Raw genomic sequence first — 16446 nt, forward strand, 5'->3', positions numbered from 1 at the left:
GTAAAGAGTAAATATTTGCGGAGGTAAGGGTATGGACAAAAACAAGTCCACTAAAGCCAATCATAATGTGGTTAAGTTCAACCGCTGGGGATATATTTTCCTTATACCATTCTTTGTGACATATATCATCTTCAGTCTTATTCCACTTTTTTCAACTATATACAACAGTTTCTTTGAAAACTATCGTTCCGGACTTAAGCAGATCGGACCCAACTTTGTTGGTGGGGCCAACTATGTAAACCTGCTTACAACACCGGAAATTTGGAAATATTTAGGCAACACACTTATCATGTGGGTTGGTGGTTTCATCCCACAGATTGTTATAGCTCTTTTGCTGGCTTACTGGTTCTCAGATCCTTCACTCAGACTGAAAGGACAGAGATTCTTCAAGACAGTAATCTATATGCCGAACCTGATCATGGCATCAGCGTTCTCAATGTTGTTCTTTGCACTGTTTTCAGACAGTGGCCCTGTTAACCAGATTCTTATGAGTCTCGGTGCTATCAAAGAGCCTTTCAAGTTCTTCCAGTTTGTTACTGCTTCAAGAATTCTTGTAATGCTCATGAACTTTTTGATGTGGTTTGGTAATACCACCATCCTCCTTATGGCAGGTATGCTTGGTATTGATGCATCACTTTATGAAGCTGCCCAGGTTGACGGAGCTACAGCTTCACAGGTATTCTTCAAGATCACAATGCCTATTCTCCGTCCTATATTCATCTATGTATTGATCACATCTCTTATCGGTGGTCTGCAGATGTTCGATGTTCCTCAGATCTTGACAAACGGTCGTGGTAATCCTATGGATGCCCTTACCACAGTAATCATGCTCCTTAACAGATATCTTACAAGTAAGGACGTAGGTCGTGGTGGTGCTTTGTCAGTATTCTTGTTTGTTGTAACCGGTATTCTGAGTCTTATAGTATTCAGAATTAACAGTTCAAAAGAAAAGAATTAAGGAGGAAATAGGGATGAATAACGAAACAACAATGAAACCCCATGGAGTCCCAATTGGAGTAAGAAGAACTATTGCTTACATAACACTTATATTCTTTTCGTTCCTCTGCCTCATTTGGTTCTACATTTTGCTTATTAACTCAACCAGATCACATTCAGAGATGACACTGGGATTTACAGTACTTCCCAGCACACACCTTTTGGATAACTGGTCAAGCCTTATCAACGGAACTATTCCTATTGCGAGAGGCTTTTTAAACAGTATTATCGTATCAGTTTGCACAGCAGTGCTTTGTACTTACTTCTCTGCAATGACTGCTTATGCTATCAATACATATCAGTTTAAGGGAAGAGCTGCTATTGCAACATTTATCCTGGCAATCATGATGATTCCCGGACAGGTTACCGCACTCGGTTTCCTGCGTTTGATCGTTAGACTTGGAATGGATGACTCAATTGTTCCTCTTATCATTCCTGCAATCGCTTCACCTGTTACATACTTCTATCTGAAGCAGTACATGGAGAGTAACCTGCCTCTTTCACTGGTTGAGGCTGCAAGAATTGACGGTTCAGGAGAGTTCAGAACATTCAATACAATCATAATGCCGCTTATTAAGCCGGCTATCAGTGTTCAGATGATCTTTGCTTTTGTAGGAAGCTGGAATAACTACTTCACACCTGCCCTGATCCTGCACACTGATACCAAGAAGACACTTCCTGTTATGATTGCTCAGCTGCGTGGTGCTGACTGGCTCCGTTTCGATATGGGTCAGATTTACATCATGATAGCTGCATCCATTTTCCCGGTTATCGTTATCTACCTCCTTCTTTCAAGGTACATTGTAGGTGGCGTATCAGCCGGTGCAGTAAAGGGATGATCAATTAGCTATCCTCCTATTTTACTCTTTCCTTTTATAAGCGTTTTTGAAAAGCCATGGCGTTCCCCGACGCCGTGGCTTTTCGCTTTTTATGGAGCTTTTTGTTGCCATATGGGGGAGGTAATATTATGATTATGATTTGGAATAATTTTAAAAATCGGGGTATTGGTTAATGAAATGTAAGAATTGTGGCCAACCACTTATGAAAGGCGTTAATTTCTGCAGTAACTGCGGAGCACCGGTACCAAAGAAAAAATCTGTTTTAAAACCAATCTTGATTATTTTGTTAATCGCGGCTATTTTGACAGGATGTATAGCCGGTGCGATAGCTCTTTTGCCTAAAATGGGCAGTAAAAAGAAGAGCACCGGATCAGCGCTTGGTTCCATCAATGGAAGATATGAGGTAATGATCCCATGGAAAGAATCCGGTCTGCAGGATCATCCGATGCATTTTTACTCTGAAGATATGAAGAGAGCAGTCTATAATTCTCTTAAGGATCTGCGCGGGGAATTTGACGAAGATAAGGAGATCATGCTTAAGGATTGCTATGAGCTCAGATACCTTTCTGTAAGCGGAAGAATTGGTCAGAAAGAATTTGATCAGCTTGCAGAGCTTGAAAACCTTCAAAACCTTACCGTTACAGATGCACAGATTGAGAATATTTCTGCCCTTGCTTCTCTTAAGTATTTAAAAGAGGTACATCTTTCAAGAAATAATATTAGGGATATTTCTCCCCTGAAGGGACTTAATGAACTTCAGACCCTCAGACTTTCCGAGAATCCTATTGAAGATTACAGTCCTCTTCTTTCAATGGAGGGACTTCAGGATCTGACTCTGGCATATATGAAGACGCCATTGGATAAAAAAGTTATTGGAAACCTTGGGACAGTAACTACGCTGAATCTATCCGGAAATGACCTGGATGAGATTAACTTTTTGACAGGCTGTTCAGCCCTTGAGGCGCTTACTGTTGAGGCGAATAGCATTAAGGATGTTTCTATTGTAGAGACATTTCCTAACTTTTTTTATCTTGATGCGGACATGAACAAGATTACTGAACTGCCTGTTTTGAATGACGAATATGGCATATACAGTATAAGTGTGGACTACAACTATATCAGCAATCTGTCTGCACTTAAAGGCTCCAGCCTTATGAGCTTTTCTGCGGCATATAATCAGATAAGTGATATCAGCCCGCTAAAGGAAATCGGATACACTGAGGACATTGACACTATCGATCTTGCAGGAAACAGGATCACTGACATCAGTGCTTTGTCAGACATGAATCTGACCTACCTCAATCTCAGTGACAACAGGATAAAAGACCTTTCACCGATCATTCATATGACCCATCTGTATGATCTTAATATCGCAAGAACCGATATTGAAGGCGATTTCCATATGTTTGGTGAAGAGCTTGCCGGTCTGAGAACTCTTGATATCGGAGGGGATAAGATCTCAAGCTTTGATGGAATTGAGAATCTGCCTGCATTGCAGGAGATCAGATTTGATGATATGGGAATATCCAATCTGGATTTGGTGATCAACAGCGAAACAATAGATTATATCTATGGAAGAGACAGCGCATCCGATGCCATCAAACAGCAGATCAAGGACAACGGAAAGTATTACTTTGATTACGTAGCCGGCAAGGATCTTTTTGTCATCACTTTGAAAGATGTTGGCGATGATGATTATGAGGTCATGACTGCTATTGATGATACAACCGATCTGGGCTTTTCTACAGCTCGTGATCTTGTGGACAGAGGACCTTGCCAGATACTAACCACTTATTCATATGATGATGCAAGAAAGCTCATGGATGCTGTTGAAATGGCCGGCGGAGTACTTAGCGTTTCTTTTTCTTACGATTATTAATATAATTGAATTATGGAAAAGACCTTATTCTTTAATGTCTCCGAATACACAGATGAACTCGGGCAGGAGAATGAGATAAGGAAACAGGACAGTTCTTTTACCAAAGAATATGCAGTTGAACTTTGTGATAAAGTTTGGGGTAATCTGTGGAGATAAAAACCAAATAGTGATATATTATAAGTGCTACCCAGAAAACAACTGAGAGGAAGGGTTACAATGAAGGTAAACAGACTTTTTGTAGTATTGTTTTCATCGGTTATGATTTTTGCTGCAGCAGTCGCTGCTCCGGCACCTAAGGCAGGAGTTGTAAGGGCGGCTGAGGCTGTTGATTTACAGGAAAAAACTGAGAATACTGAGGATCAGGAAGAGGCAGAGCTCACTGAAGAAGAGATAGCGGAAAGGGAAGCTGAGGCAGCCAGAAAGGCACTTCAGAACGATCCCAATCATATCCATCACTTCAAGTGGATTGCCAAGATGAATGAGAGTGAATCCGCTGAGGGTACCATCAATTACATGTGTGCCGAGTGTGGCAAGATATGGTATTTCAGACCAATTGCTCCGTACTACGCGTTCCAGGGTGATGTTGCGAGGAGAATCGAGATCGCGCCTGAGGGAGCAACGGTTAAGGTCAAGACTTCTCAGTTCATAAATTTCAACAAGCAGGTTATGGAGGCTCTTGCTGAGAGACAGGATGTTTCTTTGTATGTAAGTTTCCTCGATCAGGAGTACAAAGGTAATCGTGTCAGCTTTGTGATTCCTGCTGATCAGGATACATTGTCACTTCTTGATGAGAACGGATATGCAGGATTTCTTTATCTGGGCGGCATTTATGGCCTGAAAATGGAAGTGCCTGTGGAAACCGATGATGTAAAAGAAAATGCCGTAGAAGAGGCTGCAACAAGCACAGAAGAGACAGTAACAAGCACGGAAGAGGCAGTGACAGTGACAGATACGGTTACTCAGTAAATCCAATATCTGAGGTTTTGGGACCATGGCAGATGCTGTGGTCCTTTTTTGTTGGCATTATGTACAAAGGAAAATGTATAAAACATGAATATTTATAAATTTTTCTACTTGTCTTTAAAACTTCACTGTGGTAAACTCTTTCGTATGCAGACAAATGTCCGCGCTACAAAAACACTTTTGGAGATAATGAAGTGCAGCAGGATACAGGATACTATGTAATCAGAAAGCAGGCGGTACCTGAGGTTTTGCTCAAGGTCGTTGAGGCCAAGAAACTCCTGGAATCAGGTAAGGTCAAGACAGCCAGTGAAGCAGCTCAGCAACTTGGAATCAGCCGCAGCTCTTTTTACAAATACAAAGAAGATATATATGAGTTCCACGACAGCCTTCAGGGCACTACGCTGACCCTGACATTCCAGATGAATGATGAGGTGGGACTTCTGTCATATGTGCTCAATCTCATAGCCGAGTTTGGAGCAAACATTCTTACCATACATCAGTCCATTCCGTTAAACGGCGTGGCATCTATTTCAATCACAATTCAGGTATTACCGACAACAAGAGATATCATGGAGATGATCTCCATCATGGAAAAGACTGAAGGCGTGCACAAGGTACATATTACCGGCAGAAGTGCTACGCTTACATAAGGAGGAAGATATGGCAAAGGTAGCAGTATTAGGATACGGTACAGTAGGAAGCGGTGTAGTTGAGGTTCTCGACAACAATGCGGCTGAGATCGAAAAAAGTGCAGGCGAGAAGCTTGAACTCAAGTACATCCTTGACCTCAGGGATTTCCCGGGGGATAAACACGAGACACAGGTTGTTCATGACATCAATATTATTCTCGATGATCCTGAGATAGAAGTGATCTGCGAGACAATGGGCGGACTGGAGCCGGCATTTTCTTTTGAAAAGAGCGCTCTCGAGAGAGGCAAGAGCGTTTGCACATCCAACAAGGAGCTGGTTGCTGCTCACGGACCCGAACTTGTTGAACTCGCCAAAAAGAACGGCGCGAGTTACCTGTTTGAAGCCAGCGTAGGCGGCGGAATCCCACTTCTTCGTACAATCAACGATTCACTTAAGCACGAGAAGATTGATTCAATTACAGGTATCCTGAACGGAACAACAAACTATATCCTTACCAAGATGGACAAAGAAGGTATCGGATTTGCTACCGTTCTCAAGGCTGCTCAGGATAAGGGATACGCAGAAAAGAATCCCGAGGCCGATGTTGAAGGTTATGATGCATGTCGTAAGATTGCCATCCTTTCAAGCCTTATGAGCGGAAAACACGTAAATTACGAAGATATTTACACAGAGGGAATTTCCAAGATCAGCATTGAGGATTTTGCCTATGCAAGAAAACTCGGAATGTCAATCAAGCTTCTTGGAATGTGCAAAAAGAACGAGAACGGATTCTTTTCCATCGTCGCTCCGTTCCTGATTCCAAGTGAGAATCCTCTCGCCAACGTAAACGGAGTATTCAATGCCATAAATGTTCACGGAAACATGGTTGGAGACGTTATGTTCTACGGCAGAGGCGCAGGCAAGAATGCAACTGCAAGTGCTGTCGTTGCCGATGTTATCGATATTATCAAGCACAAGGGCAAGCACATTGATGTTAATATGAACGCCGAGAAAGCAGTTCTTTCTCCCAAGGACAATGCAGTCAGAAAGTTCTTTGTGAGAGTACCTGCCGAGAACAAGGAACAGGCTTATGACGTCTTCGGACAGGGCATAGTTGAGGTTACAAGTGAAAATGTATATAACGAGTTTGCATTCCTCACCGATGATATCTCTGAGAAAGACTTCGATGAGAAGCTCTGGAAATTTGACAGCGTTAAGGGTTACATCAGACTTTACTGATGAATAAAATAAAGAAGGAAGATTGAGCAATGAAAAAGGTAGTTAAATTTGGCGGAAGTTCACTGGCCAGTGCAGAACAGTTCAAGAAGGTTTCAGAGATCATCAAGTCTGATCCTGACAGAGTATATGTGGTTCCTTCTGCACCGGGTAAAAGAAATTCCAAGGACACTAAGGTTACTGACATGCTATACAAGACCTACGCCCTTGCAGAAGCGGGTAAAGATTTTTCCAAGCAGCTTGCTGATATTAAGGCCCGCTATGACGAGATCATCAAAGGGCTTAAGTTAAAGCTCGATCTTACAAATGAGTTCAAGACAATTGAAAAGAACTTTAAAGCCAAAGCAGGAAGCGACTATGCTGCCAGCAGAGGTGAGTACTTAAACGGAATCATCATGGCTGCATATCTGGGCTATGAATTCATTGATTCTGCTACTGTTATCTGTTTCGACAAAAATGGTGAGTTTGATCCGGAAAAGACAAACAAGCTCATGGCCAAAAAGCTTGAAAAGACTCCTAAGGCAGTTGTACCCGGATTCTACGGTGCTTATCCTGACGGAAGCATCAAGACTTTCTCAAGAGGCGGATCTGACATTACAGGTTCCATCGTATCAAGAGCAATCAAGGCTGATGTTTACGAGAACTGGACAGATGTATCAGGATTCCTTGTGGCAGATCCAAGGATCATCGATAAGCCGCCGTACATCGAGACCATCACATACACAGAACTTCGAGAGCTTGCATATATGGGAGCCGGCGTTCTCCACGAGGATGCTATCTTCCCTGTAAGAAAAGAAGGTATTCCGATCAATATCAGAAATACCAACAAGCCTGAGGATCCCGGAACCTGGATCGTTGAGTCAACAGCTAAAAAGTCCAAGTATGTTATCACAGGAATTGCAGGTAAGAAGGGCTTCTGCTGTGTTAACGTTCTCAAGGATCAGATGAACTCTGAGATAGGATTTGTAAGAAAAGTCCTTCAGGCCTTTGAGGATCAGAATATCTCTATCGAGCATGTACCTTCGGGAATTGATACCATGACTGTATTTGTACAGCAGGATGAGTTCATTGAGAAGGAACAGGCAGTTGTATCAGAGATCCACAGACTGGCACATCCTGACATGCTTGAGATTGAATCAGACCTGGCACTTATCGCAGTTGTGGGACGCGGAATGAAGTCCACAAGAGGAACTGCCGGAAGAATCTTCTCCGCACTTGCTCATGCCAGTGTCAACGTAAGAATGATCGATCAGGGATCTTCCGAGCTTAACATTATTATCGGCGTTGAGACAAGAGACTTTGAGAAGGCAATTGAAGCTATCTACGATATATTTGTTTCTACAGTTCTTTGATATAAAAGAAAAAGTGGGGGCGGTTCTCTTTGAGACCCGTCCCCACTTATTATTAATTGATCGATCTTACTGCATAAGATATTCAATAAATGACTTGGCAGCATCTACTCGCTGTGTGTTGACAGCTATACCTGCGATCGGTGCTTCATCCGGATAAGCTTCACAGGATTTAAGTGCAGCCGAATTATCAAGGATGAAACCAACCGGAACAGGATCATCCATATCTTCTTTAGCTACACGCTGGTAGGTGAAATCTTCCTCATACTGCTTGGCCATGACCGCGTATTTGTTGTTCTCGTCATATTTGCCGGAAGTGATGTACTCTGTGTACTCCTCTGAGTTGAGGTAGTCGATATATCCCTGATCTACATAGAAGATTTTGTCAGCCATGCTCTCAAGTTCGCTTTCGCTGTAGATTGTCCTGAGATCTGTGAAAGTATCCTGAGAGGCATATCTGCCCATGGTATTCTCATCGCCGACTATCACATCGAGATCGTGTCCGGCAAGCATTGCCATAATCTTTTCACTGGTTGCAACTGAAGTTGTATCTACTATAGAAGACATAAAGTTTGATGAAGTGTCTACTATTACAGCATAATTCTCGGTATCAATATTTGCATATTCTGTAAAACCGTCCTGGAGAATACTCTGAGTATCCATTCCTCTGTTATTGATAAACATTGCATACATGGCGTATGGCTTATTGTTGGAAATATCTCTGATAGTAACAGCAATGAATATCAGCACCACAATGGCTACGATAGTGTGAATCTTGTAATACTCCCAAAAGTAATCCCAGTGGGCTTTAAACCCCTGTCCCTTTAGCTTTTTCTGCTGTTCTTTTATCTCATCACGTACTGACATGTAAAATTCCTCCCGAATGTCTTAGGACTCATTCGAGAATTTTACGTTTATTGGAAAGAACTGTCAAGTTGCTCTTAAACAAGAGTTTACAAATAAATAATATTTTTTTGGCGGTAAAACATATATAATAGAAATGATAGGTGATAACTGAGAAAAAACCTTGAAAGATTGAGAAAAGTAATATAACATAACTGTTAAAATTGATATTTTTTAAGGAGGAGAAGTTCTGTAATGGGTATCGATAACAATTATGTTGAGTGCCTTGTAGAGAGCAAAGCCTCACCATTCGTGAAGGTTTTGAGTTTTTTATCTCTTTTGTTGGCTGTTGTTTTCTTTCTTTCCTCAATCCTGGGTGTTCTGGGTATTGCAGGTCTTATCCTGTGCGTGGGCGCAGGCGCTTTGTATTATTTCCTTACTTTAAATGCCAATATCGAGTTTGAGTATCAGTACTGTGAGAGGGAAATCACAGTGGACAAGATCCTCAATAAGAGCAGACGTAAGAATGTTGCCAAGTATGATGTTAACAAGATTGAAGTGCTGGCACCATCACGCTCTTACCATCTCGATGAGTATAAGAATAAGACTCTTAAAGCTGTTGACTATTCTGCAAGACAGAAGGATCGTCAGCCTGATCCGACATATACATTTATATATGATGGCAAGGAAAGAGTAGTATTCGAACCAAATGCAGAATTTGTAGCAGCTGTTAAAAACGTAGCACCACGTAAGGTGTTTACTGACTGAAAGGATTAAGGGAGAGCGAGACAATGGGACAGATTATCGGCGAAGGAATTACATTTGATGACGTACTTTTAGTACCGGCATATTCACAGGTTATACCTAATCAGGTAGATGTTACTACATATCTTACCAAGAAGATCAAACTTAACATTCCTATGATGAGTGCGGGAATGGACACAGTTACAGAGCATAGAATGGCTATTGCCATGGCCAGACAGGGTGGTATCGGTATCATCCACAAGAACATGTCTATTGAGGCCCAGGCAGAAGAGGTAGACAAGGTTAAGAGATCAGAGAACGGTGTTATTACAGATCCTTTCTCACTTTCTCCTGAACATACACTGGCTGATGCAGATTCACTTATGGCTAAATTCAGAATTTCCGGTGTGCCTATTACCGAGGGCAAGAAGCTTGTTGGTATTATCACAAACCGTGATCTGAAATTTGAAAAAGACTTCTCCAAAAAGATAAAAGATGTAATGACAAGTGAGAACCTCATCACTGCCAAGGAGGGTATCACTCTTGAGGAAGCAAAGAGCATTCTCGCACGTTCCAAGAAAGAGAAGCTTCCTATCGTAGATGACGACTATAACCTTGTTGGTCTTATCACCATCAAGGATATTGAAAAGACAATTAAGTATCCTCTCTCAGCCAAGGATGACCACGGACGTCTTCTTTGCGGAGCGGGAGTTGGTATTTCTGCAAACTGCCTTGACAGAGTAGCTGCACTTGTCGATGCCAAGGTAGACGTTGTTGTTCTTGATTCAGCTCACGGACATTCAGAGAACGTTCTTAAATGTCTTCGTATGATAAAAGAGAAATTCCCTGACCTTCAGGTTATCGCAGGAAACTGTGCTACTGCAGCAGCTACAAAAGATCTTATTGAGGCCGGAGCTGATGCTGTTAAGGTAGGTATCGGACCCGGATCTATCTGTACAACCCGTGTGGTTGCCGGTATTGGTGTACCACAGATTACAGCAGTTATGGATTGCTACAGCATGGCCAAGCAGTACGGCATTCCGATCATCGCCGATGGCGGAATCAAGTACTCAGGTGATATCACAAAGGCTATTGCAGCCGGTGCCAACATCGTAATGATGGGCTCAATGTTTGCCGGATGCGACGAGGCTCCCGGAGAATTCGAGCTGTTCCAGGGCAGAAAATACAAGGTATATCGTGGAATGGGATCTATTTCAGCCATGGAGAACGGCTCCAAGGATCGTTACTTCCAGGAAGATGCCAAGAAACTTGTTCCTGAAGGTGTTGAAGGACGTGTGGCATACAAGGGAACAGTTGAGGATACAGTATTCCAGCTTATGGGTGGTCTCCGCTCAGGTATGGGATATTGCGGATGCGGCACAATTGAGGAACTCAAGGAGAACGGAAGATTCATCAAGATGACATCTGCTGCGCTTCGTGAGTCACATCCTCATGACATTCAGATCACGAAGGAAGCGCCTAACTATTCGGTTGACGATAAGTAATCACTACAAGTTCAAGTGCAAGGAGAGCTTGCATGCACGACACTAACACACCAGCTGAACTTATGCAGGCACAGAACAAGGGCTCGATCTCTGCAGAGAGCGGAGCTCTTGCTAATCTTGCGCCTAAAAATAAGGAAGAACTTAAGGCCTGGCAGGATAAGTTCTGTGAGATGGCCGGTGTGTATGCTCAGTGTCTGGACGACAACGGAGTTCCGATCACTGAGTTTTCCGGCAATGCACACGAGATAGATATAATCAAGAAATATGTAACCCCCATCAGGATACACAACATCTGTATGAGGGTTTCCGAGAGCGACCTTGAGGATCAGGCTGTGGAGATCACAGAGATCCCCAATCTCAGGCTCGCTGCGGTTGCAGTCGGCAATGGCGATAAGATTGAAGGCGTATGGATCGTATGCGGAATCTTTACTGATGCACAGTACGATCAGAGCTTTTTCCACTGTCCGCCGATTGATAATTTCCAGTACCAGATTTCCGAGAACAAATTTTATAAGACATTGGATCTTTTGAGAGAGACCTTAAATGTTCTTGTTAAAGTTGAGACATCAAGGTCCAGAGCTGTTGCTATAAGTGAGGAGAGCAAAGCCCAGGAAATGGAGATGACGAGCTCATTCCACAGGGCGGAGACCATGACTGAGATTGTATCGCTCCTTGACAGCGATGACGGTATAGAAGAGGTCATGGCTCAGGTTCTGTCAAAGCTCTGCTCTTATCTTCAGATAAGCAATGCATTTACCTGTAAGATACATCATCGCACTCTTATGGATATTATTGTCCAGTGGACACAACCGGGTGTCAGAAAGCTCTTTTCCGACACCACAGATCAGGAAGTCTGCTGGTTCCTCGGCAGTCCCAAGGCGATTGCTATATCCAGCGATACCCAGATGAACGCAGGTGAACGTGAGCAGATTGAAAACCTCGGCATCAGAGCTCTGGTGGCGATGCCTATTGTGATAAACGGCAATCCTGCGTTCTATGCCTGCCTCACCGAAAACAGGGAAGACAGGATATGGTCAATAGATGATATTAAATTCATCAATGACTCCATCAGGATTTTGCAGAGTATCATAACAAAGAGGCTGCAGACCAATTCCCTGGCAAGCTCTTTTGCATCTCTTGAAGCTGTTCTTGATAACGTGGGAAGTTCCATATATGTAAGAGACATCGCATCGGGAATCCTGCTCTTTGCAAACAGAAGTTTTAAAAAGACCTTTAGCAAAGAACTGACGGAGAACCGTCTGGTGGAGCTTTTTGAGAGCAATATTCCTTCGAGAAGTCACAGCGGAAATTACGAAGTACACCACAGGGATAGAGAGAAGTGGTACGACGTTTACTACACCAGGATCAAGTGGGTGGACGGCCGGCCTGTTTCTCTTTGCGCCATCTATGATATTACGGAAAAGAAATTGTACCAGAAACGTATAGAGCAGCAGGCATATACGGACTTCCTTACAGGTCTTTTCAACAGAATGTGCTGTGAAAAGGATCTTGCAAGATATGTGGATGAAGCCAGAACCACCGGCAAGAGCGGAGCTCTCATGTATCTTGACCTGGATGATTTCAAACATATAAATGACACCCTGGGCCATCAGTACGGAGATGTGCTGCTGCAGGATATTTCCAAGGCTATAAGCAGAATAGAGGGAATCACAAATTCCTGCTATCGTATGGGCGGAGATGAGTTTGTCATCATCGTTCCTCCCGAGAGCTACAGCAGGATAGACAAGATAGTAGAAGAGATAAAGAATGCTTTTGCAACGCCGTGGTACCTTAAGGACAGCGATTATTACTGCACCATGAGTATGGGTGTTGTGAGGTTCCCGGAGCACGGAGACAATGTTTCGGAGCTGATAAGGAAATCGGATGTGGCGATGTATGAAGCCAAGAAGTCCGGCAAGAACAGGATAGCTGAGTATTCGGATAACATTGATTCCTCCAATATTCACAGAATGGATCTGGAGAAAAATATGTATCAGGCAATCTCCAGGAAGGTGGAGGAATTTGAAGTTTACTTCCAGCCTGTATTCTTCAATGAGAAGGCCAAGGGAAGAGGCAAGAAGGATAAGTTAAAGCACCTTGGAGCAGAGGCTCTTGTAAGATGGAACAGCGATACGCTGGGACTTCTTGACCCGGAAGAGTTTGTTCCGCTTGCGGAATATCTGGGACTTATTACACCTATAGGTAATCATGTCCTTAAAAAGGCCTGTGAGTGTTGCAGACAATGGAATGAGTCAGGCAAGGGAGATTTTGCCATCAGTGTAAATATCTCTGTCGTTCAGATAATGCAGAATGATATCGTTGATATCATAAGAAGCTGCCTTGAGGAGAACAATCTGAAGCCGGAGAATCTGATACTTGAGATCACGGAGAGACTTGCAATAAATGATCTGGCAAGGACCAAACAGACCATTCTGGATATCAAGGCGATGGGAATCAGGCTTGCGCTGGATGATTTCGGAACAGGCTATTCGGCGCTCAGCAGCATAAGGGCACTGCCTTTTGATATAATTAAGCTTGATCGTGAGTATGTAAAAGATATTGCGGATAATGAATACTCCAAAGCATTTGTGCGTTCCATGGTAGATATGGGTAAATCCATCGGTGCAGACATCTGTATTGAGGGCGTTGAGACCAAAGAACAGATGGAGATCCTTGAGGACATGGGCGTTAAATACATACAGGGCTATTACTACGACCAGCCACTGCGTCGGGCAGCCTTTGAGGAAAAGTATGTGTATAACTAGTCTGTTTATGCTACAATAGAATGTAAACATTTTTAATAGAAAGTTGGTTTAATAGAGTAAATGGCAGAAGAAGTAATTACAAACACAAATGAAAATCCTGAGGAAGAAAGCGGCTCAGGCAGGCACTTTATAGAAAGAGCCATAGACAAGGACCTGGAGGAAGGCGTATACGATCACGTCTGCACACGTTTCCCACCCGAGCCCAATGGCTTTCTGCACATCGGCCACGCCAAGAGTATACTTCTCAACTACGGAATGGCCAAGGAGTATAACGGCAAGTTCAACATGAGATTCGATGATACCAATCCTACCAAGGAGAAGTCCGAGTTCATGGATGCCATCATCGAGGATGTTAAGTGGCTTGGTGCCGACTATGAGGACAGGCTTTTCTATGCCTCTGATTACTTTGATCAGATGTATGAGGATGCTGTTAAGCTCATCAAGAAGGGCAAGGCTTATATCTCAGAACTCACAGCAGATGAGATAAGAGAGTACAGAGGAACTCTCACTGAGCCCGGCAAGAACGATCCCGGCAGGGACAGAAGCGTAGAAGAAAACCTTCGCCTCTTTGAAGAAATGAAGAGCGGTAAGGTTGCTGACGGCGCTATGACCCTTCGTGCCAAGATCGATATGGCATCACCTAACATCAATATGAGAGATCCGATCATCTATCGTGTTGCGCATATGACACACGCAAGATGCGGAGATAAATGGTGCATCTACCCTATGTATGACTTTGCTCATCCTATTGAGGATGCCATCGAGGGTATCACTCATTCCCTTTGCACACTGGAGTTTGAGGATCACAGACCTCTTTACGACTGGGTTAAGACAGAGTGTGAATACAAGAATCCTCCACGTCAGATTGAGTTTGCCAAGATGTATCTCAATAACGTGGTTACAGGAAAAAGATATATCAAGAAGCTCGTAGAAGACGGAATAGTTGACGGATGGGATGATCCAAGACTTGTTACCATCGCATCACTCCGCAGAAGAGGCTTTACACCTGAGTCCATCAAGATGTTTGTTGATATGTGCGGTATCAGTAAGGCACAGGCTACAGCCGAGTATGCAATGCTTGAGTATTGCATCAGAGAGGATTTAAAGCTCAAGGCTAAGAGAATGCTTGCTGTTCTTGATCCTGTCAAGCTTATCATCGACAACTACCCTGAGGGCGAGACAGAGTATCTTGAGATTGAGAACAACAAAGAGGTCCCTGAGATGGGAACACGTAAGGTTCCTTTCGGAAAAGAGCTTTGGATAGAAAGAGAAGACTTCATGGAGGAACCTCCCAAGAAGTACTTCAGACTCTTCCCCGGCAACGAAGTAAGACTTATGAATGCTTACTTTGTAACATGCACCGGCTTTGAGAAGGATGAAAACGGCAACATTACCGAGATCCACTGCACATATGATCCCGAGACCAAGGGTGGAGACAGCGCAGACGGAAGAAAGGTCAAGGGAACAATCCACTGGGTTGCTGCCAAGGAAGCCTTTAACGCAGAGGTAAGACTCTACGAGAACATCATTGATGAAGAGAAGGGTGTTTACAACGAAGACGGATCACTTAACTTAAATCCCAACTCCATCAAGGTTATTAAGAACGCTAAGCTCGAGCCTGAACTTGCAAATGCCAAGGCATATGAGAAATTCCAGTTTGTAAGAAACGGATTCTTCTGTGTGGATTGCAAGGATTCAAAAGACGGAGCACCGGTATTTAACAGAATAGTTTCACTTAAGAGTTCATTTGTGCTACCTAAAAACTAACTTACTAAGAGAGGTAATGGGTATGGGCATTTTTTCCGGATTTGAAAAACTGGGACTTGGAAACATCGAAGGCGAGGATCTTTTTGAAGATCCCAGGAAAAAAGAGGTAACGGTCAAAAAGGAAGAAGCACCAAAGAAGCTTCAACTTGTAAATGAAGAGGATTACCTCTTTGACAAGAAGTATAAGTGCCCTGTATGCGAATCTGAATTCGAGGCAAAGACTGTCAGAACAGGTAAGGTCAGAATGAAGAACGTGGATATTGATCTGCGCCCTGACTATGATGAGCTTGACCAGAACAAGTACGATGTAATTGCATGCCCGGCCTGTGGATATGCTGCCCTGGGCAGATATTTCCCGAATCTCAACAAGTATCAGATCGATGATATCAGAGTCAAGATCTGTATGAATTATAAGCATGAACCCTGCAGGGATGCTATTTACAGCTATGATTATGCCAAGAGACTTTATCAGCTTGCTCTTGCCAATGCAGTGGTAAAAAAGGCCAAGAACAGTGAGAAGGCATATATCTGCATGAAGTCGGCATGGGTTATCAGAGGTGAGACCCAGAGACTCGATCCCAACGATGAGAACTACAAGACCAAGAAGGCAGAGAATGATGCTCAGGAAAAAGAGCTTTTGACCAATGCCCTTAATGGTTTTGTGATGGCGAGACAGACAGAGGAATTCCCTATTGCAGGAATGGATTCAACAACTCTGGATTATCTGATGGCTGCCCTTGCGGTAGAAACAGGTCAGAAAGATATCGCATCCAGGATGATAAGTGAGATCCTTACATCAAGAGTTGCCAACAGCAGGATAAAAGACAAGGCAAGAACTCTCAAGGAAATGCTTGGAGAAATAGAATAAACTTAAGCATAATAAAATCCCTTACGGACTTAGGTCTGTAAGGGATTCATCATATTCGTATG

Annotated in this window: 13 protein-coding genes; 12 read left to right on the forward strand and 1 reads right to left on the reverse strand. The window is 43.2% G+C overall.

Going from position 1 to position 16446, the window contains the following annotated elements; translation table 11 throughout:
* Window positions 1-31: 31 nt before the first annotated feature.
* From G590_RS0107590 to G590_RS0107620, 7 genes are all read left to right on the forward strand, one after another.
* A complete protein-coding gene (locus tag G590_RS0107590) occupies window positions 32-958 on the forward strand; it encodes a carbohydrate ABC transporter permease (protein ID WP_022765069.1) in 927 nt (308 codons plus the stop codon).
* A 13-nt stretch (window positions 959-971) separates the two neighbouring features.
* The gene (locus G590_RS0107595) at window positions 972-1835 is read left to right on the forward strand and encodes a carbohydrate ABC transporter permease (RefSeq protein WP_022765070.1); all 864 of its coding nucleotides are present in this window, start codon (window positions 972-974) and stop codon (window positions 1833-1835) included.
* 172 nt (window positions 1836-2007) lie between these two features.
* The gene (locus tag G590_RS0107600; protein ID WP_081641012.1) at window positions 2008-3714 is read left to right on the forward strand and encodes a ribosomal protein L7/L12; all 1707 of its coding nucleotides are present in this window, start codon (window positions 2008-2010) and stop codon (window positions 3712-3714) included.
* A 216-nt stretch (window positions 3715-3930) separates the two neighbouring features.
* A complete protein-coding gene (locus G590_RS0107605) occupies window positions 3931-4680 on the forward strand; it encodes a hypothetical protein (RefSeq protein ID WP_022765072.1) in 750 nt (249 codons plus the stop codon).
* Between the two features lie 191 nt (window positions 4681-4871).
* The gene (locus G590_RS0107610) at window positions 4872-5327 is read left to right on the forward strand and encodes an ACT domain-containing protein (protein ID WP_022765073.1); all 456 of its coding nucleotides are present in this window, start codon (window positions 4872-4874) and stop codon (window positions 5325-5327) included.
* A gap of 10 nt (window positions 5328-5337) precedes the next feature.
* Window positions 5338-6546, forward strand: a complete 1209-nt coding sequence (locus tag G590_RS0107615; protein ID WP_026494008.1) for a homoserine dehydrogenase — start codon at window positions 5338-5340, stop codon at window positions 6544-6546.
* Between the two features lie 29 nt (window positions 6547-6575).
* Window positions 6576-7895 carry an aspartate kinase gene (locus tag G590_RS0107620; RefSeq protein ID WP_022765075.1) on the forward strand — a complete coding sequence of 440 codons (1320 nt, stop codon included), beginning with the start codon at window positions 6576-6578 and terminating at the stop codon, window positions 7893-7895.
* 66 nt (window positions 7896-7961) lie between these two features.
* On the opposite strand, the gene G590_RS0107625 is transcribed toward G590_RS0107620, so the two are convergent.
* A complete protein-coding gene (locus G590_RS0107625) occupies window positions 7962-8759 on the reverse strand; it encodes a hypothetical protein (protein ID WP_022765076.1) in 798 nt (265 codons plus the stop codon).
* Between the two features lie 231 nt (window positions 8760-8990).
* Between G590_RS0107625 and G590_RS0107630 the strand changes: the two genes are divergently transcribed.
* Genes G590_RS0107630 through G590_RS0107650 form a run of 5 tightly spaced genes read left to right on the forward strand, consistent with a single transcriptional unit; the run spans window position 8991 to window position 16384 of the window.
* Window positions 8991-9503, forward strand: a complete 513-nt coding sequence (locus G590_RS0107630) for a DUF6106 family protein (RefSeq protein ID WP_022765077.1) — start codon at window positions 8991-8993, stop codon at window positions 9501-9503.
* Window positions 9504-9526: 23 nt separating this feature from the next.
* A complete protein-coding gene (gene guaB / locus G590_RS0107635) occupies window positions 9527-10984 on the forward strand; it encodes an IMP dehydrogenase (RefSeq protein ID WP_022765078.1) in 1458 nt (485 codons plus the stop codon).
* A 32-nt stretch (window positions 10985-11016) separates the two neighbouring features.
* On the forward strand, window positions 11017-13749 hold the full coding sequence (locus G590_RS18765) for a putative bifunctional diguanylate cyclase/phosphodiesterase (RefSeq protein WP_022765079.1): 2733 nt from the start codon (window positions 11017-11019) through the stop codon (window positions 13747-13749).
* A gap of 60 nt (window positions 13750-13809) precedes the next feature.
* Window positions 13810-15516 carry a glutamine--tRNA ligase/YqeY domain fusion protein gene (locus tag G590_RS0107645; protein WP_022765080.1) on the forward strand — a complete coding sequence of 569 codons (1707 nt, stop codon included), beginning with the start codon at window positions 13810-13812 and terminating at the stop codon, window positions 15514-15516.
* A gap of 22 nt (window positions 15517-15538) precedes the next feature.
* Window positions 15539-16384, forward strand: coding sequence for a DUF2225 domain-containing protein (locus G590_RS0107650; protein ID WP_196802473.1), 846 nt, complete (start codon window positions 15539-15541; stop codon window positions 16382-16384).
* Window positions 16385-16446: the final 62 nt, after the last annotated feature.

The organism is Butyrivibrio sp. XPD2006, from assembly GCF_000420865.1.
Classification (GTDB): domain Bacteria; phylum Bacillota; class Clostridia; order Lachnospirales; family Lachnospiraceae; genus Butyrivibrio.